We start from the raw sequence: 24,745 nt of genomic DNA, 5'->3' as shown, positions 1-24,745 counted from the left end.
GTGCTCCTGACGAGGGATGCGCTCTCACGGAGCGCGCTTTATCGATGGAGCAAGGTTACGGGGCGTCGCTTAAACCGCTCTTAAAAGAGGAGAAAGAGCGGCTTGCTTCGGCGCGGCGGCCACGCGCATCAGAACGTTACGGCCACCTTGAGACCGCTCGCGCTCGACTCCGCCAGCGTCACCGTCGCGCCATGCTGCTGCGCGATCCGCTTCACGATCGCGAGCCCGAGGCCGCTGCCGGACACATCCGTGCGGGCGCGATTCGCCCCTTCGCCCACGCGATAAAACCGGTCGAACACCCTTTCTCGCTCTTCTTGAGGAATGCCCGGTCCGGTATCGGAGATTTCGACGACGGGACGGCCATCGGCGAGACGAAGGCACACGTCCACGCGGCCGCCGCGAGGCGTGTACTTCGTCGCGTTGTCGATGAGATTGTTGAACATCACGCGCAGCGAATCGGGATCGCCGTTCACTGTCGCCGGTTCGCTCTCCTCGATGCCGAGATCGACGCCGCGTTGCTGCGCCACCAGCACCGAGCCGCGCACGCATGATTCGAGCAGCGCGGCGAGATCGACCGATGCGAACGCCGCCTTGCCATCCGGTTCCGAGCGGGCGAGCGCCAGCAGTTGCTCCGCAAGCCGCGTCGCGCGCGCGATGCCTTCGTGCAGATCCCTGAGCGCCTCGCGACGCGTTTCGTCATCCTGCGCGCGCGCGACGAGCTGCGCCTGAATCTGCACCGCGGCGAGCGGCGTCCGAAGCTCGTGCGCGGCATCGGCGACGAAGGCCTTTTGCGTGTCGAGCGCCGCCGACAAGCGCGACAGCAGCGCATTCAGCGCACGCACGACCGGCCGCACTTCCTGCGGCAGCGGCCGATCCGGCAGCGGATCGAGCGCTTCCGGATGACGCGTGTCGAGCGCGCGCGTGACGCGTTGCAAAGGCGCGAGCCCGAGCCCGACGATCACCCAGATCGCGAGCCCGAGCAGCGGCAGCAGCAGCACGAGCGGCCACAGCGTGCGCCACGCGACGCCCGCCGCGACGCGATTTCTGATCGACAGCGGCTGCGCGAGCTGCACGACGTTATCGCCGACGATCGCGCTATATACGCGCCATTCGCCGCGCGGCGTCATCTCCGTGGAGAAGCCGAGTTCGGCATGCGGCGCGAGCGGCACGCGCGGATGCGAGAAGTACATCAGCGCGCCGTTGCGATTCCAGATCTGGATGACGACGCCTTCGTCGCTTTCGCTGCGCGAACTGAGCACCGAAGAAAACGGCTCGGACGGCAGCGCGGCCGCGATCTGCTGAAGCTGATAGTCGAAGAGTTCGTTGGCTTCGGCGAGCGCCTGCCGGTAAATGAGCCAGCCCGCGAAGCCCACGCCGACGATCACGAGCGCAAGCAGCCAGATCAGCAATTGCCGGCGGATCGACCGCATCAGGCGTCCTTCGCGACCATGTAGCCGAGGCCGCGCACGTTGCGGATGAGATCGGCGCCGAGCTTCTTGCGCAGCGAATGGATGTAGACCTCGACCGTATTGCTGCCGATTTCCTCGCCCCAGCCGTAGATCTTTTCTTCGAGCTGGCTCTTCGACAGCACTGCGCCGGGCCGCGCCATCAGCGCTTCGAGCAGCGCGAATTCGCGTGCCGACAGCGACACGGGATTGCCCGCGAGCGTCACCTGATGACCGACCGGATCGAGCGTCAGTTCACCGTGCCGAACGAGCGATTCGCCGCGCCCCGCATGACGGCGGATCAGCGCACGCATGCGCGCGCCGAGTTCGTCGAGATCGAAAGGTTTGACGAGGTAATCGTCCGCGCCGGCGTCGAGTCCTTTGACGCGATCCGCGATGGCGTCGCGCGCCGTCACGATCAGCACCGGCAGCGAGTTCGAACGCGCGCGCAGGGTCTTCAATACGTCGAGGCCGTCGCGCTTGGGCAGGCCGAGATCGAGCAGCATCAGATCGTAGGACTCGCCCGCGACCGCCGTGAGCGCGGCCTCGCCGTCCTGGACCCAGTCGACTGCGAAGCCGTCCGCGCGCAGCGCACGGCGCACGCCTTCGGCGATCATCCGGTCATCTTCGACAAGCAGGATTCGCATGGCACATGTCTGTTGATGGTTACGTGGCGCAGCCGGGGGCCGCGAGTCATTGTATCCGCGCGGGGCTTAAACGGGACTTAACGGCGCCGATCGTCCAGCATCGGAGGACAACCGCATGCCGCACCCGAAGCGCGTCGTGCGATGATTTTTTACCCGTACGATTTCCGCAAGCCAGCTTGTCTACAATAGCCGCTTCCTCGCGGCGCGACCCCGCCCGGCCACGCGCCGCCGCTCGTCATCCAGCCAAGAACAACGCTCGTCCATGCCGCCCGTTTCCCGCTCCTTCTCTCGCCGACTGTCTTCGTACGCTCTGGCCGCAGCGTTCGCCTGCGCGACCCTCGGCCATATGCCGGATGCCGATGCGCGCGGCGGCGGCTCGAAGGCCGATGCGCAAGGTCACGCGCCGCAGCGCGCGGCCATCGGCGGGGCGAAGTCGAAGCGCGCGAAAGCCGAGCGCGCCGCGAAAGCGGTCGTGCCGGCCGGCCCGCTGCCCGCATCGGTGATGACGGCGCTCGCGCACGCGCATGTGCCGCTGTCGTCGATGAGCGTCGTCGTGCAGCGTGTCGGCGCGCCGCTGCCGCTCGTCTCGGTGAACGCGAACGAGCCGATGCTGCCCGCATCGACGATGAAGCTCGTCACGACCTTCTCGGGCCTTTCGATGCTCGGCCCGGACTATCGCTGGAAGACGACCGCGTACGCCGACGGCCAGCTCGATGCGCAAGGCGTGCTGCACGGCAATCTGTACATTCAGGGTACGGGCGATCCGAAGCTCGTGCCGGAAGAGCTGATCGATCTCGTCGATCAGATTCGCAAGAACGGCATCACGGGCATCGACGGCGCGCTCGTGCTCGACAAGCGCTACTTCGACGCGTCGACGCGAGATCTGCCCGCGTTCGACAACGACGACAGCGCGCCCTACAACGTCGGCCCCGATCCGCTGCTTTACGCGTTCAAATCGCTGTCCTTCACGCTGACGCCCAACGCCGACGGACAAGTATCCATCGACGTATTGCCGCAACTCGCGCAACTTCAGATCGACAACGAACTGCGCGTGACGCGCGGCGCGTGCGTCGGCTCGCTTTCGGCGGCGTCGCCGAGCGTCGCGCAGACGCAGGGCGGCTTCGTGCAGGCGTCGTTCGTCGGCGACTATCCGCTGCGTTGCGGCTCGCGCACGATCAACGTCGCGGCGCTCGATCATTCGACCTTCTTCGCGGGCGGTTTCCTCGCGCTCTGGAAGCAGGCGGGCGGCACGTTCGCAGGCACGACGCGCGAAGGCCCGACGCCGTCGAATGCGCGCCTCGTCGGCACGCATCGCAGTCCGGTGCTGTCCGATGTCGTGCGCGACATCAACAAGTTCAGCAACAACGTGATGGCGCGCAACCTGTTCCTGACGATCGGCGCGGCGCAACTGAAGCCCCCCGCGACGACGGCGAAATCGGCGACGGCGATCCAGGCGTTCCTGAAACGCAGCGCCCTGCCGATGAACGGTCTCGTGCTCGACAACGGCTCGGGCCTTTCGCGCGACGAGCATATTTCCGCGATCTCGCTCGCCGATCTGCTGATGGCCGCGAACGCGAGTCCGGTCGCGCAGGTGTTCGTCGAATCGCTGCCGATCGCGGGCGTCGACGGCACCATGCGCAACCGTCTAACGAACGCGGGCGCGCTCGGCAACGCGCACATCAAGACCGGCACGCTGCGCGACGTGCGCGCGATCGCGGGCTATGTCGGCGCGGCGAACGGCGAGAGCTATGTGGTCGTGAGTTTCATCAACGATCCGCGCGCCGAGGCCGCGCGCGCCGCGCACGATGCGCTGCTCGAATGGGTCTACGAAGGCGCGCGTCGGCCGGGCGTGGCGGATTGAGCGGGCACGGGCGTCTGCAAACACCGAAGATTTCTTCTACGAAGTCGCGTTCGGAAAGACGCGCGCCGCGTGTACGCTGTCGGGCACGGCGCTCGGCCGTAAGCTGCGCGCGCGCCAGGATGGCGCGCGGCATCGCTTAAACTCGCAGCTAGCGGCATGAAGACCGCGACACGGTCTGACGCCGTAATCGAACTAGAAAACAGGTAAGAAGGGAGACGAGGTCATGAAGAAGCAACGCTCGACGCGCGCCGCACTGGTGCGCTTTGCCCAAGTCGCGACGGCCAGCGCGGCCTTCGCCCTGATCGCCGCGTGCGGCGGCGGCGGCGATGACAACAATTCGACGCCCGCGGGCGGCGTGAAGCTGCAAGTGGTGTCGTTCGGCGACAGCCTTTCCGATGTCGGCACGTATGCGCCGGTCGCGGCCGCGAACTTCGGCGGCGGACGGTTCACGACGAATCCGGGTCAGGTGTGGGTGCAGAACGTCGCGCAGTATTACGGCGATACGCTGACGCCGGCGATGACGGGGGGGTTTGGGGTTGCGCCGACGAATCAGTCGGGACTCGGCTATGCGCAAGGCGGCGCGCGCGTGACGAATCCCATGGGCATCGGTCACGCTACGGATCCGAACAGCTACGCGGGCGCGTTGACCGTGCCGGTCGCGACGCAAGTGCAGAACTACCTTGCGGCGCACGGCAGTTTCAACGCGAATCAGCTCGTCATCGTGAATGGCGGCGCGAACGACGTCCTTTACAACTTGCAGTTGGTTAAGGCCGGCGCGATCTCGCAGGCCGATGCATCCACTGCGATCATCACGGCGGCCAAGCAACTCGGCGGAATCGTCGCGACGATCCTGCAGCACGGCGCGACGCATGTGCTGGTATCGAACGTGCCGGATATCGGCACGACGCCGCAGGGCACGATGAGCGACGCGGTCACGCGCGCCGGTCTTTCGAGCGCTTCGATCGGGTTCAATACTGCGCTCGATCAGACGTTGCAGGCGCTCAACATCAAGTCGAAAGTCATCTACCTCGATACGCCGCCGAAGCTGGCGCAGATCACCGCGAACTATCAGCAGTTGGGCTTCACGGTGTCGAATACGGGCACCGCGTGCAACCTGAAGGCGATGGCCGCGGCCGCGCAGAAGTACGGCGAGCCGAATCCGCAGGATTTCGCGACGTCGCTGTTCTGCTCGCCGGAAACATTGACGGTCGCGGGCGCGGATCAGACGTACATGTACGCCGATACCGTGCATCCGACGACGCATCTGCACGCGCTGTACGCGCAGGCCGCGGAGCAGACGATTGCGGCGACGGGGTTGGGGAAGTAAGGGTTGGGTTTTAGGATGGAAGAACCGCTCGGGCGAGGGATCGCCCGAGCGGTTTTTTTGTTGCGGTGAGAAAGGCTCCGCGGGGCGGAGGAATTCGTCGATACGGTCCAGTTTGACGTTCTAGTACGGTCTATCTCCGCGCACGCGGAGGAACCTACAGCGGAAGCGTACGCATCCAGCGCCGGATGGGTCTATCTCCGCGCACGCGGAGGAACCGCTGGGACTGGGTCGAGAAGGCAATCGACTATCGGTCTATCTCCGCGCACGCGGAGGAACCCCTGCATCATAACTTCCTGACCGGAAAGCAAAATCCCCCAAACCCATCTTTCACAAACAGGCGCAAAGTCCAGTAATCACTCTTCCGCCTCGAACGCCGCCGCCGCCCTGCCAAGCCGATCGTTGACAGCAATCCACTCCACCGTCTCCGGCAGCTTCTCGATCAGAATCCGCTCGACATTGGCCCGATCCAGCGCCCGCAGCAAGCCATAAAGATCGCGCGCGTAAGTCTGCGGATCCTCAGGCGCCGCCACGAAGTGAACATCGGCAGCCCGCACCCATTCCCCCGCGCTCGACGCCCGCGCCACCAGCGCAATCTTCCCGTCACGATTACGAAGCAACGGCTCGATCGACGCGAACGGCAGCAGCAAAAGCGGCGTGCGCGGCGCGTAATGCGCCTTCAGCGTCCCGGAAGCACGCGGCGCGGTCGCATCCGATCCATCCGGCAGCTTCGGCGCGATCCCGATGACATCCGCGATCTGCCGCGGACTCACATGCCCCGGCCGCAGCAGCGCCGGAAAGCCCCGCGACAAATCCAGAATCGTCGATTCGATGCCGACATCCGCCGCGCCGCCATCGAGCACATGCACGGCATCGCCGAACTCGTCGCGAACGTGCTGCGCGGTCGTCGGACTCACATGCCCGAAACGGTTCGCCGACGGCCCCGCGACGCCGCCCTGCTTGCCCGTCCCCGTTCGCCGCCGATGAAACGCCGACAACAATTGCTGCGCCACCGGATGCGACGGGCACCGCACGCCCACCGAATCCTGTCCGCCGCTGACCGCCGCCGGAATATGCGCAGCGCGCTTGAGAATCAGCGTCAAAGGACCGGGCCAGAACGCATCGATGAGCTTCTGCGCATCGGCGGGCAACTCGCGCACCCAATAGCCCGGATCAGCCTCGGGCGCGAGATGCACGATCACCGGATGATTCGCCGGCCGCCCTTTCGCCGCATAGATGCGCGCGATGGCCTCGGGATTCTCGGCGTCGCCGCCAAGCCCGTAGACCGTCTCGGTCGGAAACGCGACGAGTTCGCCGGCATCGAGCAGGGCCGCGGCTTCGTCGATCTGCGCGGCGCTCGGATAGATGATGGTCATTGCTTGTACTACGAAAAAACTCAATCGAGCGGGATATGCAGCATGCGCGCGCAGTCACGCGCCGCCGTGCGCGCTTCCTCGAGCGTCGCCGCCGTGAAGTTGATGTGGCCCATCTTGCGGCCCCGGCGCGCCTCTTCCTTGCCGTACAGATGCAGCCGCGCCGCCGGCATCGCGGCGACTTCCGCCCACGCGGGCGAACGCGCCTTGTCGCCATCGAACCAGATATCGCCGAGCAGATTCAGCATCGCGGCCGGCGAATGCTGGCGCGTGTCGCCGAGCGGCATGCCGGTCATCGCGCGCACCTGCTGCTCGAATTGACTCGTGGCGCAGGCATCGACGGTGTAGTGGCCGGAATTGTGCGGGCGCGGCGCCATTTCGTTGGCGATGAGTGAGCCGTCTTCCAGCACGAAGAATTCGACGCACAGCACGCCGACGTAACCGAGCTTCGCGGCGATCGTCAGCGCGGCGTCCTGCGCCTGCGCGACGAGCGCATCGGGCGCATCGGGGGCGGGCACGACCGTCCTCGCGAGAATGCCGTTCACATGCACGTTCTGCGCGAGCGGAAACACGGCCGATTTGCCGTCGCCGCCGCGCGCGATCAGCACGGACACTTCGTACTTCAGCGGCATGCGCTTTTCCAGCACGCACGGCACGCCCGACAGCGACGCATGCGCGTTGCGCAGTTCCGCGACGTTGCGCACGCTGACCTGCCCCTTGCCGTCATAGCCGAGACGCGCGGTCTTGAGAATGCCCGGCAGCACGGCCGCGATCTTCTCGTCGGGCAGCGCGGCGAGCGCTTCCGTCGATTCGATCACGACATGCGGCGCGACCGGCACGCCCGATTCCGCGATGAAGCGTTTCTCCGCGACGCGATCCTGCGCGATCGCCACGCAACTCGCCGCCGGGCTCACGAACGTGCACGACGCGAGAAATTCGAGGCTGGCGGACGGCACGTTCTCGAATTCCGTCGATACTGCCGCGCACAGTCGGCCGAGTTCCGTGAGCGCGGCGCGGTCGTCGTAGGCGGCGCGGATATGGCGATCCGCGACGGCGCCAGCGGGGCTCGTCTCATCCGGATCGAGAACGGCGACGCGATAGCCCATCGATTGCGCGGCGAAGCAGAACATGCGGCCGAGCTGGCCGCCGCCGACCATGCCGAGCCATGCGCCCGGCAGGATGGGAGAGATCGGGGAGTTTTGTGGATTCATCGTTGGGCCAGATTGCGAAGTGGGATCACAGCGGCGGCAGCGTCATGTCCCGCGCCGCCTGATTCTGCTTCACGCGAAAAGCGGCGAGCGCATCGGCGAATTTCGCATCGGTGACGCTCAATATCGATACCGCGAAGAGCGCCGCGTTCGCCGCGCCCGCCTCGCCGATGGCGAACGTCGCGACCGGCACGCCCTTGGGCATCTGCACGATCGAATGCAGCGAATCGACGCCCTTCAGATACTTGCTCGCCACCGGCACGCCGAGCACCGGCACCGTGGTTTTCGCGGCCAGCATGCCCGGCAGATGCGCCGCGCCGCCCGCGCCCGCGATGATCGCGCGCAGGCCGCGCTCGCGCGCGCTTTCCGCGTAGGCGAACATCTCGTCCGGCATCCGGTGCGCCGAGACGACCTGTGCCTCGTACGGCACGCCGAATTCCTGCAGCATCGCGACGGCATGCTTCATCACGTCCCAGTCGGAACTGGAGCCCATCAACACGCCGACGAGCGGCGCTTCGTTCTTGTGTACTTCGTTCGTCATCTTTCTTACTCAGTCGAGCGTCTTGCCGGTCAAACGCTGGAGCGCTTCCTGATACTTCTCCGACGTCTTCGCGATCACGTCGTCGGGCAGCTTGGGCGCGGGCGGTTCCTTCTTCCACGGCTGCGTTTCGAGCCAGTCGCGCACGAACTGCTTGTCGAACGACGGCGGATTCGTGCCCACCTGATAGCCATCGGCGGGCCAGAAGCGCGACGAATCGGCGGTCAGCACTTCGTCCATCAGATAGAGATCGCCCTTGTTGTCGAGGCCGAACTCGAACTTCGTATCCGCGATGATGATGCCGCGCGTCGCCGCGTACTCGGCCGCTTCCTTGTACAACTGGATGGAAATGCGCTTGATCGTCGCGGAAAGCTCCGTGCCGATGCGGCGTTCCATCTCATCGTAGGTGATGTTTTCGTCGTGATGGCCCATTTCGGCCTTGGCCGCAGGCGTGAAAATCGGCTCGGGCAGCTTCTGCGCGTTCTGCAGGCCCGGCGGCAGTTCGACGCCGCACACCGCGCCCGTCGCCTGATAGTCCTTCCAGCCGCTGCCCGCGAGATAACCGCGCACCACGGCTTCGACGAGAATCGGCTCCAGGCGCTTCACGACGACCGCGCGGCCCTTCACCTGCTCGGCTTCGTCCGCCGCGACGACCGTCGCCGGATCGATGCCCGTGTTGTGGTTCGGCACGATGTGGCCGAGCTTCTCGAACCAGAAATCGGCCATCGTGTTGAGCACGCGGCCCTTGTTCGGAATCGGCTCGCCCATGACGACGTCGAATGCGGAAAGCCGGTCGGTCGTCACGATAAGGAGCTTGTCGTCGCCGACGGCGTAGTTGTCGCGGACCTTGCCGCGGCCGAGCAGCGGCAGCGATTTGATCGTGGATTCGTATAGCGTGGACATCGTCATGTACCGGAAAAAAGTGATTCGCCGCTTCGACGTGGGAAGCGGCGAGGAGAAAGACGAACGGGTTCCGAACCCGGAACCCGTTGATTTTACTTTACAAAACCCGGCTGATTCAGATCAGTCTCATTTCACGATCTGAGCCAGCGCGCCGGACTTGTACTTTTCGGCGATCTTGTCGAGCGAAACCGGCTTGATCTTGCCGGCCATGCCCTCGCAGCCGAACTGCATATAGCGCTGGCGGCAGATTTCCTTCGCTGCTTCGCGCGCGGGCTTCAGATAATCGCGCGGATCGAACTTCGACGGATTTTCGAACAGATAGCGGCGGATCGCGCCGGTGATCGCGAGGCGCAGATCGGTGTCGATGTTCACCTTGCGAACGCCGTGCTTGATGCCTTCCTGAATCTCCTCGACCGGCACGCCATAGGTTTCCTTCATGTCGCCGCCGAATTCGCGGATTTCGGCCAGCAATTCCTGCGGTACCGACGACGAACCGTGCATCACGAGGTGCGTGTTCGGAATGCGCTGGTGAATTTCGCGGATGCGGTCGATGGCGAGGATATCGCCCGTCGGCTTCTTCGAGAACTTGTACGCGCCGTGCGACGTACCGATCGCGATCGCCAAAGCATCGCATTGCGTCTGCTTGACGAAATCGGCGGCCTGCTCGACGTCGGTCAGAAGCTGCTCGCGCGTCATCGTGCCTTCGGCGCCGTGGCCGTCTTCCTTGTCGCCCTTCATCGTTTCGAGCGAGCCAAGCACGCCCAGTTCGGCTTCGACCGTGACGCCGATCGAATGCGAGAACTCCACGACCTGCTTCGACACCGCGACGTTGTACTCGTAGGAAGCGACCGTCTTGCCGTCGGCTTCGAGCGAGCCGTCCATCATGACGCTGGTGAAGCCCGAGCGGATCGCGGCCATGCACACCGCGGGCGACTGACCGTGATCCTGATGCATCACGACCGGAATATGCGGATACGACTCGACCGCCGCTTCGATCAGATGACGCAGGAACGCTTCGCCCGCGTACTTACGCGCGCCAGCGGACGCCTGCATGATGACGGGCGCGTTGACTTCGTTCGCCGCCGACATGATCGCCTGCACTTGTTCCAGATTGTTGACGTTGAACGCCGGGAGACCGTAACCGTTTTCCGCAGCGTGATCCAGCAGTTGACGCATTGATACGAGAGGCATTGTGGTGAGACTCCATAAGTGAAACGAATTCTTCAGCGCGCGAACTCGCTCTCGGGCGGTTTTCGGCTTCATCGTCCTGCGCGCTTGACGAAACGAGCGCGGCTGCTGGGACCGCGCTCGCTCCGGACTTGCGACAAATCGCGCGGCGTTTGACCGCGCAGCGTTCTCAAAAACGCTTAGAAGTGATCGCCCACGCGCACGATCTTGAGCGTGTTCGTGCCGCCTGCCTGGCCCATCGGTTCGCCGACCGTCAGCACGACCATATCGCCGCGCGCCGCGTAACCCTTCGACACGACCACTTCCAGCGCCTGATTCAGCGCCGTGTCGCGGTCCATGTTGGTGTCGACGTGCAGCGGCGTCACGTTGCGGTACAGGGACATCGTCCGTTCGCTCGACACGCGCGGCGTCAGCGCGAAGATCGGCACGTGCGTCCAGTGACGCGACATCCACAGCGCGGTCGAGCCGGATTCCGTCAACGCGACGACGGCCTTCGCGCCGAGATGGAACGCCGTGAAGAGCGCGCCCATCGCGATCGACTGGTCGATGCGCGTGAACGTGCGGTCGAGGAAATCGCGATCGAGCTGCGATTCTTCCGACTTCTCCGCTTCGATACAGATGGCGGCCATCGTTTCGATCGTCGTCACCGGATACTTGCCGGCCGCGGTTTCGGCGGAAAGCATCACGGCGTCGGTGCCGTCGAGCACGGCGTTCGCCACGTCGGAGACTTCGGCGCGCGTTGGCACGGGCGCGTGGATCATCGATTCCATCATCTGCGTGGCGGTGATCACGAGCTTGTTCGACTCGCGCGCCATGCGGATCATGCGCTTTTGCAGCGCCGGAACCGCCGCGTTGCCGACTTCGACCGCGAGATCGCCGCGCGCGACCATGATGCCGTCCGATGCGTCGAGAATGCCTTGCAGCGCCGGAATGGCTTCGGCGCGCTCGATCTTCGCGATCATCTTCGGCTTGATGCCGTACGGCGCGCCCGCGATGTTCGCGAGCTGACGCGCCATTTCCATGTCGGTCGCGTTCTTCGGGAACGACACCGCGACGAAATCCGCGCCGAGCGACATCGCCGTCTTGATGTCCTCCATGTCTTTCTCGGTCAGCGCGGGCGCGGTGAGACCGCCGCCCTGACGGTTGATGCCCTTGTTGTTCGAGAGCTCGCCGCCGACCTTCACCGTCGTGTGAATCTCTTCGCCGATGACGCGCACCACGTCGAGCACGATGAGGCCGTCGTTGAGCAGGAGCACGTCGCCCGCGCGCAGGTCGCGCGGCAGATCCTTGTAGTCGAGCCCGACGCGCTCGTTGTTGCCGAGCGTGCAGTTCGCATCGAGGATGAACGGATTGCCCGCGACGAGCATCGTCTTGTTGTTCTCGAACTTGCCGACGCGGATCTTCGGGCCCTGCAGGTCCGCCATGATCGCGACTTCCCGGCCCACCTGACGCGCCGCCTCGCGGACGATTTCGGCGCGCTGGCGGTGATCGTCGGCGGTGCCGTGCGAGAAGTTGAAGCGAACGACGTCGAGGCCCGCCTGCAGCATTTGCAGCAGGACGTCCGGGCTCGTTGAAGCCGGGCCGATGGTGGCAACAATCTTGGTAGCGCGATGCATGTCTTTCCTCGTCTCTGTAGGAACGCCCGTGTTGAGGCCGCGAGCACGTTGCGCTTGCAGTGAGGTGTTGCTCACCGGTTGCGCGCGCGCGCCGGTTCGTGCCGGCGTCGCTTTGTCGATTTCATTCAGGGCATGGGCGGGCACGCCGCCGATGATGACCGGAGGCGTTTCCGGAATCACCGATTCGTCTTCGGGCGCCGTCTGATCGGGTTGGGCCGCTTCCGCGATCACCCGCGCTGCTTCGGCGGCCGCGTCGAGCGCGGCGCCGCTTTCCATTTCTTCGGTTTGCGCGCCGCCGGCTGGCGCGCCCTTCTTTCCTGCTTTCGCCGGATTGTTTCGGGCGGCCAACGCCTCAAGCCCCGGCGCGGGATTCGAGCACTTCGACCGCGGGCAGCTTCTTGCCTTCGAGGAATTCCAGGAACGCGCCGCCGCCGGTCGAGATGTAGCTCACCTTGTCGGCGATGTCGTACTTCGCGATGGCCGCGAGCGTGTCGCCGCCGCCGGCGATGGAGAACGCCGACGAATTCGCGATGGCCTGCGCGAGCGTCTTGGTGCCGTTGCCGAACTGGTCGAATTCGAACACGCCGACGGGCCCGTTCCAGACGATCGTGCCGGCCGTTTCGAGTTGCGCGGCGAGCGCCTTCGCGGTGTCCGGGCCGATATCGAGGATGAGGTCGTCGTCGGCGACGTCGGCGACGGGCTTCGTTTCCGCCTTCGCAGTCGCGGCGAATTCCTTCGCGGTGACGACATCGCTCGGAATCGGCACCGATGCGCCGCGCGTGCGCGCCTGTTCGATGATTTCCTTCGCCTCGCCGACGAGATCGGCTTCGGCGAGCGACTTGCCGATCTTCAGGCCCGACGCGAGCATGAACGTGTTGGCGATGCCGCCGCCGACGATCAGCTGATCGACCTTCTCGGCGAGCGACTTGAGAATGGTGAGCTTGGTCGACACCTTCGAGCCCGCGACGATCGCGACGAGCGGACGCTTCGGGTTGCCGAGCGCCTTGCCGAGCGCATCGAGTTCAGCGGCCAAGAGCGGTCCCGCGCACGCGACAGGCGCGTACTTCGCGATGCCGTGCGTCGTGGCTTCGGCGCGGTGCGCGGTGCCGAACGCATCGTTGACGTAGACGTCGCAGAGCTTCGCCATCTTCTGCGCGAGGCCGTCGTCGTTCTTCTTCTCGCCCTTGTTGCAGCGGCAGTTTTCCAACAGCACGACGTTGCCCGGCTGGACCTGAACGCCGTCGACCCAGTCGGCGACGAGCGGCACGTCGCGGCCGAGCAGCTCCGACAGACGCTTCGCGACCGGCGCGAGCGAGTCTTCCGGCTTGAACTGGCCTTCGGTCGGACGGCCGAGGTGCGACGTGACCATCACGGCCGCGCCCGCGTCGAGAGCGGCCTTGATCGCCGGGACCGAGGCGCGCACGCGCGTATCTTCGGTGATGTTGCCGTTATCGTCTTGCGGCACGTTGAGATCCGCGCGGATGAACACACGCTTGCCGGAGACTTTGCCTTCGGCGATCAGATCGGTGAAACGCAGTACTTTCGTCATGGGAGTCAACGTAGATAAAGAAGCGGTTCGGGCGGGAACGGCCGTCGGGGCGGGCCGGTTCGTGGAGTCGCCGCGCGCAGGCCGCCGGGCAGGACGGCTCGCGCGCGGTTCAAGCTGGGGGCGAAGGACGCGCGCTTAAGCCGAACGCGCGCGCGGGATGCGGGAGAAAGGGATGAGACAGATGAATCCGGAGAGGCGCGCAAGCCCTGCCCGGGCGCGGCGATGGAGCCGGGAGCGGCGTGTTGCAAAATGAATTGCAAAACCGTAGCGCGGTGACTGCCGGACACACTTTCGACCTCGCTCACTCGGGAAAGACCCTCATTTTAACCGATCAACCCGGCCGCTTTTAGCGGGCAATCGTTGATGACGCGTATTTGACGCGGCGCGTAGCCATCTCCACGCCGCGGTCAGGCCACGAGCCGCAGCAGCGTGAACACCACCATGCCGACGGCGATCGTGCCCATCATGCCGCGCCGCCACAGGTAATACGCGAGTCCCGCCGCCGATGCCCACAACGCATGGTTCGACAGCCACAGCGAAATGCCCGCGGGCGTTTCGAGCAGATCCGGCACGACGACGCCCGCGAGCGCGGCGGCCGGCGCATACCGCAGCACACGCTGCACGCGCGGCGGCAGCACCATGCGCTCGCCGCCGATCAGAAAGAGCGCGCGCGTCACCGCCGTGACCACGCCCATGCCGATGATCGCGAGCCAGACTTGCAGCGCGCTCATCGGCTGGACCTCGTGGCATCGGATGCGGATTTGGGCGCGGCCCGCTCGGCGACGACATCCGCGAGCGTGCCCGCGATAAGCGCCGCGAACACCGCGAGCGGCAAGCCGAAACGATACGGCAGATCGAACGCCAGCAACGCGACGACGCTCGCCACCGCGACCGCCGCGAGCGTCGAACGCGTCGCGATAGCGGAAACGATGAGCGGGATCAGCGCGAGCGTGCCGGCGAGTTCGAGGCCCCAGTCATCGGGAATCAGGCTCGCGAGCAAGATGCCGAGCACCGACGATGTTTGCCATGACAACCAGCTCGATACCGCCAGTCCCCAGAAGAACGCCTCCTTGCCGGGCTGCCAGCCGGCAGGAAAATTCCGCTTCGAGAACATCAGATAGATGATGTCGCCGTTGAAATAGCCGAGCAGCAGACGCCGCTTCAGCGGCAGCCACGAGAAATGCGGCGCGAGCCCCGCGCTGAAGATCACGAAGCGCAGATTGACCATCGCGGCGGTCAGGAGAATCGTCCAGAGCGGCAGCTTCGCGGCGAAGAGCGGCAGCACCGCGAGCTGCGACGAGCCCGCGTACACCGCGAACGACATGCCGAGCGCCTGCGGCACGGTGAGCACGGACTTCGTCATCGCGACGCCGGTCACGAGACCCCAGGAAAACGTCGCCAGGACGGCGGGAGAAAAGGTACGCACGCCCTCGAAAAACGCGCGGCGATTGGTGTCGGACAGCCGGTCAAGCATGAGCGAATGCGAGGCGATGAAGACCACCCGTGATGCCAATGCGCGGCCTCGAGCGATTGCGCGATGGATCGGGAAAAACCGGGAAAATCGGGAATGGCGGGCTTCGCCGTTTCGTCCCGCTGTTTTCAGCGGACGGCGAAAGGCAAATTATAGCGTCGTGAAAGGCGCTCCAAGATCGGTTTCGTCGCGAAAAGACGCTAAAATGACGGTCTTTCACAGCCTTTGCGCCTCCGATGCGCGCGTTCGCCGGCAATCGCCGATGCACGAACGCGGCGCGAGATGCGCGAGCGCCGCCGCCCGGAAGTCTTTGGCGGCCTGCCCGAACTCACTTGAACGAGACAGCTAGGAGAACCGTATGTCAATGGCCGACCGCGACGGCAAGATCTGGATGGATGGCAAGCTGATCGACTGGCGTGATGCCAAGATCCACGTTCTGACCCACACGTTGCACTACGGCATGGGTGTCTTCGAAGGCGTGCGCGCGTACAAGACCGCGCAGGGCACGGCCATTTTCCGCCTGAAGGAACACACGAAGCGCCTGCTCAACTCGGCGAAGATCTTCCAGATGGACGTCCCGTTCGATGCCGCGACGCTCGAAGCCGCGCAACTCGAAGTCGTGAAGGCGAACGCGCTCGAGTCGTGCTACATCCGCCCGATCATCTGGGTCGGCTCGGAAAAGCTCGGCGTGTCGGCGAAGGGCAACACCATCCATGTTGCGATCGCCGCGTGGCCGTGGGGCGCGTATCTCGGTGAAGACGGGCTCGCCAAGGGCATCCGCGTGAAGACGTCGTCGTTCACGCGCCATCATGTGAACGTGTCGATGGTCCGCGCGAAGGCGTCCGGCTGGTACGTGAACTCGATTCTCGCCAACCAGGAAGCCGTCGCCGACGGCTACGACGAAGCGCTGCTGCTCGACGTCGACGGCTACGTGTCGGAAGGCTCCGGCGAAAACTTCTTCCTCGTGAACAACGGCAAGATCTACACGCCGGATCTGGCTTCGTGCCTCGACGGCATCACGCGCGACACAGTCATCACGCTGGCGCGCGATTTCGGCATCCCGGTGATCGAAAAGCGCATCACCCGCGACGAGGTCTACACCTGCGACGAAGCGTTCTTCACCGGCACCGCCGCCGAAGTCACGCCGATCCGCGAGCTGGACAACCGCACCATCGGTTCGGGCGCGCGCGGTCCGATCACGGAAAAGCTGCAAAGCGCGTTCTTCGACGTCGTCGGCGGCAAGAACGAGAAGTACGCGAGCTGGCTCGCGAAGGTTTAAACAATCTCATGCGACGCGGCGGGCCGTTCGCTCGCCGCGCGACGTACATCACGAAAAGAGATAGCAATGAGCGACCTGAAGGAAATGCCGCTGGTGGAATTGTCGGCGAAGGATCTGCCCGCCTTCTGCCCGAACCCGAAGATGCAGCGCTGGAGCACGCATCCGCGCGTGTTCATCGACGTGACGCACGGCGAGGCGCGCTGCCCGTATTGCGGCACGCGCTACAAGCTGAAAGACGGCGAAGTGCTCAAGGGCGGTCACTGAAGCCCGCGGGGCGCTGGCCGCGCCCCGGCTCACGCGCGCCGTACGCGGCGCGAAACATACCCACGACAATCGACGGCTCGCCCCAAGGCGGCGGGCCGCGTTCATTTTGAGATCGGATAACAACAGATGCGCCGCGCGCTGGTTATAGCACCGAACTGGATCGGTGACGCATTGATGGCGCAGCCGCTCTTCACGCTCTTGCGCAAGCTTCATCCGCGTATCGCGATCGACGCCGTCGCGCCCACCTGGGTCGCACCCGTGCTCGAGCGCATGCCGGAAATCCGCGATGTCTACGCGACCGACCTCGCCCACGGCAAGCTGCAACTGCTGCGCCGCTGGCAGCTCGCGAGTGATTTGCGCGATGTCGGTTACGACGCCGCCTACGTGTTGCCCAACTCCGTCAAATCCGCGCTGATTCCGTGGATGGCGGGCATCAACCTGCGCATCGGCTACAAGGGCGAGAGCCGCTACGGGCTCTTGAACGTGCGCCACGCGAATCCGCCGAAAACCGACCGTCCGCCGATGACCGCGCATTACGCGGCGCTCGCCTATGCGCCGGGCGCGAAGCTGCCGTTCGTCGACCGGTTCGCGCAGCCGGAAGCCGCCGCGCTTCCCGACGCGCAGACGCTGCCCGTGCCGCGCCTCGAAGCCGATCCGAACGAAGCCGCGCGCGTCTCGACGCGCTTCAACCTCGACACGCGCGCGCCGCTCGTCGTGTTCTGCCCCGGCGCGGAATACGGTCCGGCCAAGCGCTGGCCGCCGGAGCATTTCGCTTCGCTCGCCCAGTTCATCGCGCAGTCGTTTCCGTATGCGCGCATGATCGCGCTCGGTTCGAAGAAGGATGCGCCGATCGCGCAGGCCATCGCGGAGCGCGCGCCGATGGTGCGCAACCTGTGCGGCCAGACTTCGCTCGGTGAGGCGTGCGCGCTGATTTCGCGGGCGAGCGCCGTCGTCACGAACGATTCGGGGCTGATGCACGTCGCGGCCGCCTCGCGCCGGCCGCTCGTCGCGGTCTACGGCTCGACCGATCCGCGCCACACGCCGCCCTTGTCCGATCTCGCAAAGGTACAATGGCTGCATCTTGAATGCAGTCCGTGCTTTGCCCGCGAGTGTCCGCTCGGCCATCTGAACTGCCTTCGCGAACTCTCGGCCGAACAGGTCTTCGCCGATGTGCGCGGCATGCTGCTCGCGCATCGTTGATGTTGCGCTCACGCGTCGAAACGCGTGTTCGTACCGGCGGTTTCCGGCCGTGTGTGCGGGTGCGGACACGCGAATGTCTCCGAACGGGGGCATGCTTTGACCAATGACCGTTGCAGCGCGCCGTTTCGTTGGCGTGAAGCATCGAATGCCAGAGACCCACGAGCCATGCCACGTTTCGCCCGCCTCTTCGAAGCCGCCGCCGATACCCTCAACGCTTACTATCAGGCAGTCGCGGACAACAGCATCGACACGGTGATGTCGTTGTGGATCGACGAGGAGTTCGCCACCTGCGTGTGCGCGGACGGCACGCATCTGCACGGGCTGGAAAGCATCCGCGCGGGTCTCGCGAAGCAGTTCGAGACGCAGCCCGTGACCGTCGAGCCGCTCGATATTCGCGTGTACGACAGCCTGGGCACGGTCGTCTATGCGATCGCCGAGGCGCATCAGCCGGCCGAGCCAGCCAGCGCGCCGCGCATGATCTACACGACGTATGTGATGGTTCACGAACGCGGCGAGTGGCGCATCGCGCATATTCACGCAAGCGAGATGCCGATCGAAACCGCGGGCCAGTTCGCCGCGAAGCTGCGTCACGGTCAGGGACCGCTGCACTAAGAAATTCGAAGAAGACGTCTGTCGGGAGGGGCCATGAAGCGCGATCCGTTGTTGAAGCACGATTCGTCGTTCGTGGACAAAGCGCCCGCCGTGGCACTGAAGGAAACCGCGCGCCTGCTTTCGCCGGGCGCCGCCGAATGGCTCTACAGCGCGCCGCGCTGGCTGCCCACGAGCCATGCGCAAACCATCGTCCCGGCGCTCTTCGGCCGCAAGCCCGACGTGCGTTACCGGCGCGAGCGCTGGAATACGCCCGACGGCGATTTCATCGATCTCGACTTTCTCGCGCACGATCCCGCCGATCCCGCCGATCAACCCGCCGCGAACGCCCCGCTCTTCGTGCTCTTCCACGGCCTCGAAGGCAGTTCCGATTCGCACTACGCTCGCACGATGATGGCCGCCGCCCGGGCGCGCGGCTGGCACGGCGTCGTGCCGCATTTCCGCAGTTGCAGCGGCCCGCTCAATCTGCTGCCGCGCTTCTACCATCTCGCGGACAGCGCCGAAGTCGACTGGATTCTGCGGCGGCTCGCGCAAGTGCATCGCGGGCCGATCGTCGCGGCGGGCGTGTCGCTCGGCGGCAACGTGCTGCTGCACTGGCTGTGCCAGCGCGGCACGGACGCGTCGATCATTAGCGCGGCGGCGTCCATTTCCGCGCCGCTCGACGTCCACGCGGGCGGCCTCGCGATCTCGCAAGGCTTCGGCATGGTCTATACGCGCAGCTTCCTGAAGTCGCTCAAAAAGAAGGCGCTCGCGAAGCTCGGGCAGTATCCCGGTCTCTACGACCGCAACGCCGTGCTCGCCGCGCGCACGCTGTACGAGTTCGACAACGTCGTCACCGCGCCGCTGCACGGCTTTCGCGACACCAATCACTACTGGTCGACGGCGACGATCCGCGCGCATCTGAAGCACATCGAAGTGCCCGCGCTGCTGCTGAACGCGCGCAACGATCCGTTCCTGCCCGAGTTCGCGTTGCCGTCGACGGCGGAAGTATCGGCGCGCGTGACGCTCGATCAGCCGAACCACGGCGGGCACGTCGGCTTCATGACGGGACCGTTTCCGGGCCGGATCGACTGGCTGTCGCAGCGCGTGTTCGGTTATCTGGAGAACTTCGTTTCGTGAACCGTCATGGATGACATCGTCAAGCAGGCGCTCGCCAAATGGCCCAACGTTCCGCACTGCACGGGCTGGCTGCTGCTCGACCGGCGCGGTCAGTGGCGCATGCGCGACGACGCCGCGCAAGCCGCCGGCGAACTCGGCACGCCGATCCGGCATGAGGCGCTGCTGGGCTTCATCAACCGCAACTACGAAAGCGATGCCGACGGCCAGTGGTTCTTTCAGAACGGTCCGCAGCGCGTGTATGTTGAGCTCGTGTACACGCCGTGGATCGTGCGTCTGCATGCGGCGGACGGCGCATTGCGGCTGATCGATCAGGGCGGCGCGCCGTTCGAGCCGGCGCATGTCTGGATCGACGACGCAGGCGGCATTCTCCTTTCCGATGACGCCTCGCCCGCACGCATCGCCGCCCTTCACGATCACGATCTCGAACTGTTCGCGGACCACGCGTCGCTCGACGATGCCGGCACACGCGGCGTGTTCCACTGGCGCGACGGCGTCGATCTGACCGTGCAGCCGATCGCCCGCGCCGATGTCGCCGCGCGCTTTGGCTTCGTCGCGAGTCCGGCCGAACGCGCCGCCGCGAAGAAAGACTGAGCTAGCTAGCCGTTCTTCTCCATCTCGCGCTCTTCCTTGTAGCGCGTCTCGAAATCGCGCAGCCGGGCGGAAATCGTCGAAAGATCGTAGAAACTCGCGGTCTTGACGTCGCGCGCTTCCTTCAGTTGCCGGATCGCGGATGCCCACGCGCCATCGAGCGCGAACTTTTCCGCCATCGCCTGATGCTGTTGCAGCGGATCGTTGAGACCCGCGCTTGCCTGCGCGAGATAGAACCACCAGTCGGGGCGCGTCGGCTCGGCGCGTGTTTCGCGGCGCGCGAGCGTCTGGGCGTCGGCGAAGCGGCGCGCGGAAAGCAGCGTCTGCAGATGCACGTCGATGGCGGCGTGCGACGCCGGCCAGCGCTTTTGCGCGAGGTCCGCGAGGCGGATCGCATCGTCGTTGCGACCGGCGCGGCGCGCGATGTCGGCGGCGAGCACGTCGAGGCTCGGCGTGCTGCGCAGCGCCGGCGGTGCGGATTGAGGTTTCGCCGGCGGAGCCGATCGGGCTTCGACGCGAACCGGTGGAAGCACGATGTCGCTCTTCGCGCGCAATGCATTGCCGTTGCCGGAGTCTCCGAGATTGAGCGGCGTGCGCGCGTTGTCGAGCGGCGTCGCGATCGTCGACGCATCCGCGTTGCGCAGCGACGGCTCGCCGCTCTTCTTGCGCGGAGCCGGCTGCGTTTGACCAACCGCGCGATCCTCCTTTTGCACTTGCGCCGATGCCGCCGCCGCGCTCGCCTCCTCGCCCTCGAATAGCGCGCGCGCCTTCGCGAGCGCGTCGCTGGCCGCGTCGTGATTGCCCAGCAGCGATTGCGCGAGCGCGATGCCGTACCAGTTGGACGCGGGATTGAGCGCCGTCTGATCCTCGATTTCCGATTTGAGCCGGCTCGCGACCTCGCGATAATCACTCGCGTAATTCACCTGCAGCACGCGCGCCCGGGCGCGCACGAACGCATATTCGGCCGACTGACGCGGCTGCCGGTACGGCACGCGCCGCGCGCGGCCTTCCATGTCGGCGATGCGGTCGATCGTGAGCGGATGCGTGCGCACGTACGGCGGCACGCCGTTATCGGCCATCGACGCGCGATCGAGACGCTCGAAGAACGCTGCCATCGCGTAAGGATCGTAGCCGGCGGCCGCGAGCATCTGGAAACCGACGCGGTCGGCCTCGTGCTCGGCCGCGCGCGAGAAGCGCAACTGATTGTCGACGGCGAACGCCTGGCCGCCCATCGCGATGCCCATGCCGAGATCGCCGCTATGGGCGAGCAGGCCCGCGAGCAGGCCGGCGAGCATCCCGGCGAGTGCGGCGTAGGAACTCTTTTCCTGCGTGCTGAGCATCCGCGCGATGTGCCGCTGAAGGACGTGCCCCATTTCATGGCCGATGACCGACGCCAGCTCCGATTCCGTTTGCGTCGCGGCAATCAGCCCCGTGTTCACGCCGATAAAGCCGCCCGGCATCGAAAACGCGTTGATCTGCGCGTCGCGCACGGCGAAGAGATCGAAATCCGGCCGATAGCCGCCGAGATACTGCGTCGCCGCCGCCGCTGAAAGCTTCGACGAGATCGAGTCGAGATAGTCGCGCAGCAGCCAGTCGTCGAGATAATCGGGATCGGCGCGCACTTCGCGCATCATCTTCTCGCCGACCTTGCGCTCGGCCTGCGGCGTGAGGGAGCCGCCGGAGCCGTCGCCGAGATCCGGAAGCTGCACCGACGACAGCGGCGCGCGCAAACCGGACATCGTCCCGGGGCGGTTCGCGAAACGGCTTTCCGCGCCGCCGTAGACGCCGAACACGCCTTCCGCGATGTTGCCCGGCACGTCGCCGCTGGCGCTTTCCTGCGACGCGCGCAGTTGCGCGGCCGCGAGCGTGCCGGTCGAGCCCGCGGAAGGCGAACTGGATTGCGCCAGCGCCGCGGGCGGCATGGCGAGGGCGACGCAAAGGAGGGAGGCGAGCGCGCGGCTCGGACGTGTGAAATGCATGGCGCGAAGCGCCGATAGTCGGCTCGAGAATCGAAACGGGCTTATCGTATCAAGTGTTGCGCGCGGCGCGTCTCAGGTCGGCGGTGCGTCGCGCCGGACCGTGGCGTTCTGCGGAAAATCGCGCGGATTCACGCTGGTATGATAGGCGCCCATTCGAAGGAGACGCTATGTCCGGACTCACCCATTTCGATGCCGCCGGCGAGGCGCATATGGTCGATGTCGGCGCGAAAAACGAAACGCGCCGCGTGGCCGTTGCACGCGGCTCGATCGCGATGCTCGCGCCCACGCTCGCGCTGATCCGCGAAGGCCGAGCGAAAAAAGGCGATGTGCTGGGCGTCGCGCGCATCGCCGCGATTCAGGGTGCGAAGCGCACGGCCGATCTGATTCCGCTGTGTCATCCGCTGGCGCTGACGCGCGTCGCGGTGGATTTCACGATCGATGAAGCGCTACCCGGCGTGCACTGTGAAGTGCGCGTGGAGACGGTCGGGCGCACGGGCGTGGAAATGGAAGCGCTGACCGCCGTGCAGGTCGGATTGCTCACGATCTACGACATGTGCAAGGCGGTGGATCGGGGGATGACCATCACCAATGTGAAAGTGATGGAAAAGCACGGTGGGAAGTCGGGGGATTGGGTGGCGGACGACCAGCCGTCGCCCGCGCCCTGACCGCTCACTCTTCTTCCTCATCCTCCGAAGGCTCCTGATTCGGCAGCGGCACACCATACAGCTTCACCAGATCCGCCTTGAACGACGCCAGCGGCTTGCCCGCTTCGTCCGCCAGATCGTAGACGGCCAAAAGCTGCTTCGGCCAGTCGTGCAACTGCGTCGCGAAGATCTTCAGGCGCGCCATCGTGTCGAGCGCCTCGGCCTTCTGCCCGGCGAGCGCCTGCAACACCGCGTAGCGGCGCAGCACGGTCTCGCCCGGCAACAGCGCAATCGCCTTCCGATGCGCCGCGAGTTTCTCCTCGACGTTCTGCGCGTTGATCGGCAGCAAGGTCGCCGCACCGTATTCGCCCCACGCCGTGAACAGGAAAGACGGATTTTCACGATACTGCTCGGCCGGGCGCGAGCCGTAGTACAGCACTTCCGCGCGGTTGTAGTCGCGTAAGGTCGGATACAACGCCGCGAGCCCGCCGAGCACCAGCACGACATATACGCCATAAGAGAGCGGACGCGGAACCAGCCGCAAGGGACGCGTCTCCAGAAGGCCGATGACGAGCATCGCCGGCATCAGAAAGAACATGTACTGCTGCGGATACTCGACGAGCGCATGCATCATCAGGACGCCGAGCAGCGACAATCCGAAAATGCGCGCCGGCGTCTGCGGCGCGCGCAGCACGCGAATCAGCCAGAAGACGACGCTCGCGACCAGAATCGCGACGCCGAGCGCACCGGTTTTCGCGAGCAGATCGATGAAGATGTCGTGCGCGTTGTTCGCGATCTCGACGCCGCCCAGATCGCGCACGAGGTCGAACTGATAGCGCGGAAACTCGCCCCATCCGACGCCCAGCAGCGGATGCGTCTTGAACATCGTCCAGCCGTACTTCCAGAGCGCGAGCCGCGGCGCGATCTGACTCGCTTCCTGCATGCGCTCCGCCGCCGATTGCGCGAGCCCGAAATCGAAGCGCACGTTCGCCCAACGCACGGCCGCGTTCACCGCGAAAAAGACGATCGCGAGCAGAATCGGGACGATCCACGCGCGCGTATCGCGGCGGCCGGGGCCGTCGAAGCCTTCCGACGCTACCGGCCGCCCAAGCACGAACGCCATCCAGAAGCCGGCGACGACGATCACCGCCGTCTGCAGCCACGGCCCGCGCGATACGGTCAACGCGAGCCCGAGCGAGTAGATCGCCGACAAGATCAGCCACAGAACGAGCGGCAGCCGACGCGCCTGCACGAAATAAAGCGCGCCCGCCAGCGCGAACGCGATCACGGTCGCGAGGTGATTCGCCTGCGCCATGTTGCCGAACGGGCGCCGTTCGATCATCACGTTGTACGCGACCACGAACGGCGTGAATTTCACTTCGAGATGCAGCAACTGCACGATCTGGCAGAAGACCGCGAACAGTCCGCCGACCATCAGCGCAGCCGCGCCGATACGCAGCGTCTTCTCGCCGAGCCCCGCCCGCACGAGACCGAAGCCCGTATGCACCGCGAGAAACGAAGCGAGCAGAAACGCGCCGCCGAGCCAGTTCATCGATGGCTGCGCGATCGGCAACAGCACCGTCTGCGCGACGAGCAACACGCCGAACGCAAGCGGCATCAATGCGACGACCGGCGATGCGAACGGCACCTTCGGCTCGGAGACGCGCACGAGGAGCGCAACCGTCGCACCGAGCGCCAGATAAAGCGCGAGCGCGCTGTATTCGGCGTAGAAGGTCGGAATCGGATACGTGTGGTTGACGACCGCGAAGGGAAACGTCAACGCAAGGCACAGAACGGCGAAGCAGAGAAAGCGCGCGTATTGGGAAGGCATGAGGAACTGGGAACGTCGGCGACCGGCGCACTATACAAAACTTTGCCCCCGCTGTCCGTCGAACGGCCGGTTTTGCTACCAAATCGCCAACTTTCGCGCAAAAACGACG

General features: G+C 65.5%; 23 protein-coding genes. 10 read left to right on the top strand and 13 right to left on the bottom strand.

Annotated elements, in window-relative coordinates; all coding sequences use genetic code 11:
* Nucleotides 1-128: 128 nt before the first annotated feature.
* Both QCE49_RS02275 and QCE49_RS02270 read right to left on the bottom strand, forming a co-directional pair.
* Nucleotides 129-1,430, bottom strand: a complete 1,302-nt coding sequence (locus QCE49_RS02275; protein ID WP_008351315.1) for an ATP-binding protein — start codon at nt 1,428-1,430, stop codon at nt 129-131.
* Nucleotides 1,430-2,092, bottom strand: a complete 663-nt coding sequence (locus QCE49_RS02270) for a response regulator (RefSeq protein ID WP_008351316.1) — start codon at nt 2,090-2,092, stop codon at nt 1,430-1,432. Before QCE49_RS02270 ends, QCE49_RS02275 begins: the two co-directional genes overlap by 1 nt.
* 262 nt (nt 2,093-2,354) lie before the next feature.
* On the opposite strand from QCE49_RS02270, the gene dacB reads away from it, so the two are divergent.
* A complete protein-coding gene (dacB, locus tag QCE49_RS02265; RefSeq protein ID WP_250456563.1) occupies nt 2,355-3,953 on the top strand; it encodes a D-alanyl-D-alanine carboxypeptidase/D-alanyl-D-alanine-endopeptidase in 1,599 nt (532 codons plus the stop codon).
* Nucleotides 3,954-4,176: 223 nt separating this feature from the next.
* Entirely contained in the window at nt 4,177-5,280 is a 1,104-nt protein-coding gene (locus QCE49_RS02260; RefSeq protein ID WP_008351318.1) for an SGNH/GDSL hydrolase family protein, read from the top strand.
* A gap of 353 nt (nt 5,281-5,633) precedes the next feature.
* Here QCE49_RS02260 and QCE49_RS02255 read toward each other — a convergent pair whose 3' ends face one another.
* Genes QCE49_RS02255 through QCE49_RS02240 form a run of 4 tightly spaced genes read right to left on the bottom strand, consistent with a single transcriptional unit; the run spans nt 5,634 to nt 9,299 of the window.
* Nucleotides 5,634-6,653 carry an L-threonylcarbamoyladenylate synthase gene (locus tag QCE49_RS02255; RefSeq protein ID WP_250456564.1) on the bottom strand — a complete coding sequence of 340 codons (1,020 nt, stop codon included), beginning with the start codon at nt 6,651-6,653 and terminating at the stop codon, nt 5,634-5,636.
* A gap of 20 nt (nt 6,654-6,673) precedes the next feature.
* The gene (locus tag QCE49_RS02250) at nt 6,674-7,861 is read right to left on the bottom strand and encodes a 5-(carboxyamino)imidazole ribonucleotide synthase (RefSeq protein ID WP_008351320.1); all 1,188 of its coding nucleotides are present in this window, start codon (nt 7,859-7,861) and stop codon (nt 6,674-6,676) included.
* 25 nt (nt 7,862-7,886) lie between these two features.
* Complete coding sequence (gene purE / locus QCE49_RS02245; RefSeq protein ID WP_008351321.1) at nt 7,887-8,399, bottom strand: 5-(carboxyamino)imidazole ribonucleotide mutase; 513 nt, start codon at nt 8,397-8,399, stop codon at nt 7,887-7,889.
* Nucleotides 8,400-8,408: 9 nt separating this feature from the next.
* Nucleotides 8,409-9,299, bottom strand: a complete 891-nt coding sequence (locus QCE49_RS02240; RefSeq protein WP_034470824.1) for a phosphoribosylaminoimidazolesuccinocarboxamide synthase — start codon at nt 9,297-9,299, stop codon at nt 8,409-8,411.
* Here QCE49_RS02240 and QCE49_RS02235 point away from each other — a divergent pair.
* Nucleotides 9,292-9,441, top strand: a complete 150-nt coding sequence (locus tag QCE49_RS02235; protein ID WP_160172878.1) for a hypothetical protein — start codon at nt 9,292-9,294, stop codon at nt 9,439-9,441. The genes QCE49_RS02240 and QCE49_RS02235 overlap by 8 nt on opposite strands.
* Here QCE49_RS02235 and fba read toward each other — a convergent pair.
* From fba to QCE49_RS02210, 5 genes are all read right to left on the bottom strand, one after another.
* Nucleotides 9,426-10,490 carry a class II fructose-bisphosphate aldolase gene (gene fba / locus QCE49_RS02230; RefSeq protein ID WP_008351323.1) on the bottom strand — a complete coding sequence of 355 codons (1,065 nt, stop codon included), beginning with the start codon at nt 10,488-10,490 and terminating at the stop codon, nt 9,426-9,428. The two genes, QCE49_RS02235 and fba, sit on opposite strands and share 16 nt — an antisense overlap.
* Nucleotides 10,491-10,666: 176 nt before the next feature.
* A complete protein-coding gene (gene pyk / locus QCE49_RS02225; RefSeq protein ID WP_008351324.1) occupies nt 10,667-12,103 on the bottom strand; it encodes a pyruvate kinase in 1,437 nt (478 codons plus the stop codon).
* Nucleotides 12,104-12,455: 352 nt separating this feature from the next.
* Nucleotides 12,456-13,652 (bottom strand): phosphoglycerate kinase, encoded by a 1,197-nt coding sequence (locus tag QCE49_RS02220; RefSeq protein WP_008351325.1) that lies wholly within the window; start codon nt 13,650-13,652, stop codon nt 12,456-12,458.
* Between the two features lie 407 nt (nt 13,653-14,059).
* Nucleotides 14,060-14,383 (bottom strand): AzlD domain-containing protein, encoded by a 324-nt coding sequence (locus QCE49_RS02215; protein ID WP_008351327.1) that lies wholly within the window; start codon nt 14,381-14,383, stop codon nt 14,060-14,062.
* Entirely contained in the window at nt 14,380-15,126 is a 747-nt protein-coding gene (locus QCE49_RS02210) for an AzlC family ABC transporter permease (RefSeq protein ID WP_034470821.1), read from the bottom strand. The genes QCE49_RS02215 and QCE49_RS02210 overlap by 4 nt, the downstream gene beginning before the upstream one ends.
* 355 nt (nt 15,127-15,481) lie before the next feature.
* Here QCE49_RS02210 and QCE49_RS02205 point away from each other — a divergent pair, with 355 nt between their 5' ends.
* The 6 genes from QCE49_RS02205 (at nt 15,482) to QCE49_RS02180 (ending at nt 20,185) form a co-directional block, all read left to right on the top strand.
* A complete protein-coding gene (locus QCE49_RS02205) occupies nt 15,482-16,402 on the top strand; it encodes a branched-chain amino acid transaminase (RefSeq protein ID WP_008351330.1) in 921 nt (306 codons plus the stop codon).
* 66 nt (nt 16,403-16,468) lie between these two features.
* Nucleotides 16,469-16,666, top strand: coding sequence for a zinc-finger domain-containing protein (locus QCE49_RS02200; protein ID WP_008351333.1), 198 nt, complete (start codon nt 16,469-16,471; stop codon nt 16,664-16,666).
* A gap of 126 nt (nt 16,667-16,792) precedes the next feature.
* Complete coding sequence (gene waaF, locus QCE49_RS02195) at nt 16,793-17,866, top strand: lipopolysaccharide heptosyltransferase II (RefSeq protein ID WP_008351335.1); 1,074 nt, start codon at nt 16,793-16,795, stop codon at nt 17,864-17,866.
* Between the two features lie 165 nt (nt 17,867-18,031).
* A complete protein-coding gene (locus tag QCE49_RS02190; protein ID WP_008351336.1) occupies nt 18,032-18,478 on the top strand; it encodes a nuclear transport factor 2 family protein in 447 nt (148 codons plus the stop codon).
* A gap of 33 nt (nt 18,479-18,511) precedes the next feature.
* The gene (locus QCE49_RS02185; RefSeq protein WP_250456565.1) at nt 18,512-19,594 is read left to right on the top strand and encodes a YheT family hydrolase; all 1,083 of its coding nucleotides are present in this window, start codon (nt 18,512-18,514) and stop codon (nt 19,592-19,594) included.
* Nucleotides 19,595-19,600: 6 nt separating this feature from the next.
* Nucleotides 19,601-20,185 carry a DUF2946 family protein gene (locus tag QCE49_RS02180; protein ID WP_008351340.1) on the top strand — a complete coding sequence of 195 codons (585 nt, stop codon included), beginning with the start codon at nt 19,601-19,603 and terminating at the stop codon, nt 20,183-20,185.
* A gap of 5 nt (nt 20,186-20,190) precedes the next feature.
* Here the strand turns inward: QCE49_RS02180 and QCE49_RS02175 are convergent, their stop codons facing one another.
* Complete coding sequence (locus QCE49_RS02175; protein WP_250433792.1) at nt 20,191-22,161, bottom strand: M48 family metalloprotease; 1,971 nt, start codon at nt 22,159-22,161, stop codon at nt 20,191-20,193.
* Between the two features lie 167 nt (nt 22,162-22,328).
* Between QCE49_RS02175 and moaC the strand changes: the two genes are divergently transcribed.
* Complete coding sequence (gene moaC / locus QCE49_RS02170) at nt 22,329-22,826, top strand: cyclic pyranopterin monophosphate synthase MoaC (RefSeq protein WP_008351343.1); 498 nt, start codon at nt 22,329-22,331, stop codon at nt 22,824-22,826.
* Between the two features lie 4 nt (nt 22,827-22,830).
* On the opposite strand, the gene QCE49_RS02165 is transcribed toward moaC, so the two are convergent.
* Entirely contained in the window at nt 22,831-24,636 is a 1,806-nt protein-coding gene (locus QCE49_RS02165; RefSeq protein ID WP_244807708.1) for a Wzy polymerase domain-containing protein, read from the bottom strand.
* Nucleotides 24,637-24,745 lie beyond the last annotated feature (109 nt).

Origin of the sequence: Caballeronia sp. LZ008, assembly GCF_031451435.1 — a bacterium.
Classification (GTDB): domain Bacteria; phylum Pseudomonadota; class Gammaproteobacteria; order Burkholderiales; family Burkholderiaceae; genus Caballeronia; species Caballeronia zhejiangensis.
Note: the sequence above shows the minus strand (reverse complement) of the source record. Positions and strands in the feature narration are given on the sequence as shown.

Coding starts and splice junctions, on each gene's coding strand:
- QCE49_RS02260 (WP_008351318.1), top strand. CDS start 4,177: ATGAAGAAGCAACGCTCGACGCGCGCCGCACTGGTGCGCTTTGCCCAA.
- dacB (WP_250456563.1), top strand. CDS start 2,355: ATGCCGCCCGTTTCCCGCTCCTTCTCTCGCCGACTGTCTTCGTACGCT.
- QCE49_RS02270 (WP_008351316.1), bottom strand. CDS start 2,092: ATGCGAATCCTGCTTGTCGAAGATGACCGGATGATCGCCGAAGGCGTG.
- QCE49_RS02190 (WP_008351336.1), top strand. CDS start 18,032: ATGCCACGTTTCGCCCGCCTCTTCGAAGCCGCCGCCGATACCCTCAAC.
- moaC (WP_008351343.1), top strand. CDS start 22,329: ATGTCCGGACTCACCCATTTCGATGCCGCCGGCGAGGCGCATATGGTC.
- QCE49_RS02185 (WP_250456565.1), top strand. CDS start 18,512: ATGAAGCGCGATCCGTTGTTGAAGCACGATTCGTCGTTCGTGGACAAA.
- QCE49_RS02165 (WP_244807708.1), bottom strand. CDS start 24,636: ATGCCTTCCCAATACGCGCGCTTTCTCTGCTTCGCCGTTCTGTGCCTT.
- QCE49_RS02205 (WP_008351330.1), top strand. CDS start 15,482: ATGTCAATGGCCGACCGCGACGGCAAGATCTGGATGGATGGCAAGCTG.
- QCE49_RS02210 (WP_034470821.1), bottom strand. CDS start 15,126: ATGCTTGACCGGCTGTCCGACACCAATCGCCGCGCGTTTTTCGAGGGC.
- pyk (WP_008351324.1), bottom strand. CDS start 12,103: ATGCATCGCGCTACCAAGATTGTTGCCACCATCGGCCCGGCTTCAACG.
- waaF (WP_008351335.1), top strand. CDS start 16,793: ATGCGCCGCGCGCTGGTTATAGCACCGAACTGGATCGGTGACGCATTG.
- QCE49_RS02240 (WP_034470824.1), bottom strand. CDS start 9,299: ATGTCCACGCTATACGAATCCACGATCAAATCGCTGCCGCTGCTCGGC.
- QCE49_RS02275 (WP_008351315.1), bottom strand. CDS start 1,430: ATGCGGTCGATCCGCCGGCAATTGCTGATCTGGCTGCTTGCGCTCGTG.
- QCE49_RS02215 (WP_008351327.1), bottom strand. CDS start 14,383: ATGAGCGCGCTGCAAGTCTGGCTCGCGATCATCGGCATGGGCGTGGTC.
- QCE49_RS02250 (WP_008351320.1), bottom strand. CDS start 7,861: ATGAATCCACAAAACTCCCCGATCTCTCCCATCCTGCCGGGCGCATGG.
- QCE49_RS02220 (WP_008351325.1), bottom strand. CDS start 13,652: ATGACGAAAGTACTGCGTTTCACCGATCTGATCGCCGAAGGCAAAGTC.
- fba (WP_008351323.1), bottom strand. CDS start 10,490: ATGCCTCTCGTATCAATGCGTCAACTGCTGGATCACGCTGCGGAAAAC.
- QCE49_RS02180 (WP_008351340.1), top strand. CDS start 19,601: ATGGATGACATCGTCAAGCAGGCGCTCGCCAAATGGCCCAACGTTCCG.
- QCE49_RS02175 (WP_250433792.1), bottom strand. CDS start 22,161: ATGCATTTCACACGTCCGAGCCGCGCGCTCGCCTCCCTCCTTTGCGTC.
- QCE49_RS02200 (WP_008351333.1), top strand. CDS start 16,469: ATGAGCGACCTGAAGGAAATGCCGCTGGTGGAATTGTCGGCGAAGGAT.
- purE (WP_008351321.1), bottom strand. CDS start 8,399: ATGACGAACGAAGTACACAAGAACGAAGCGCCGCTCGTCGGCGTGTTG.
- QCE49_RS02255 (WP_250456564.1), bottom strand. CDS start 6,653: ATGACCATCATCTATCCGAGCGCCGCGCAGATCGACGAAGCCGCGGCC.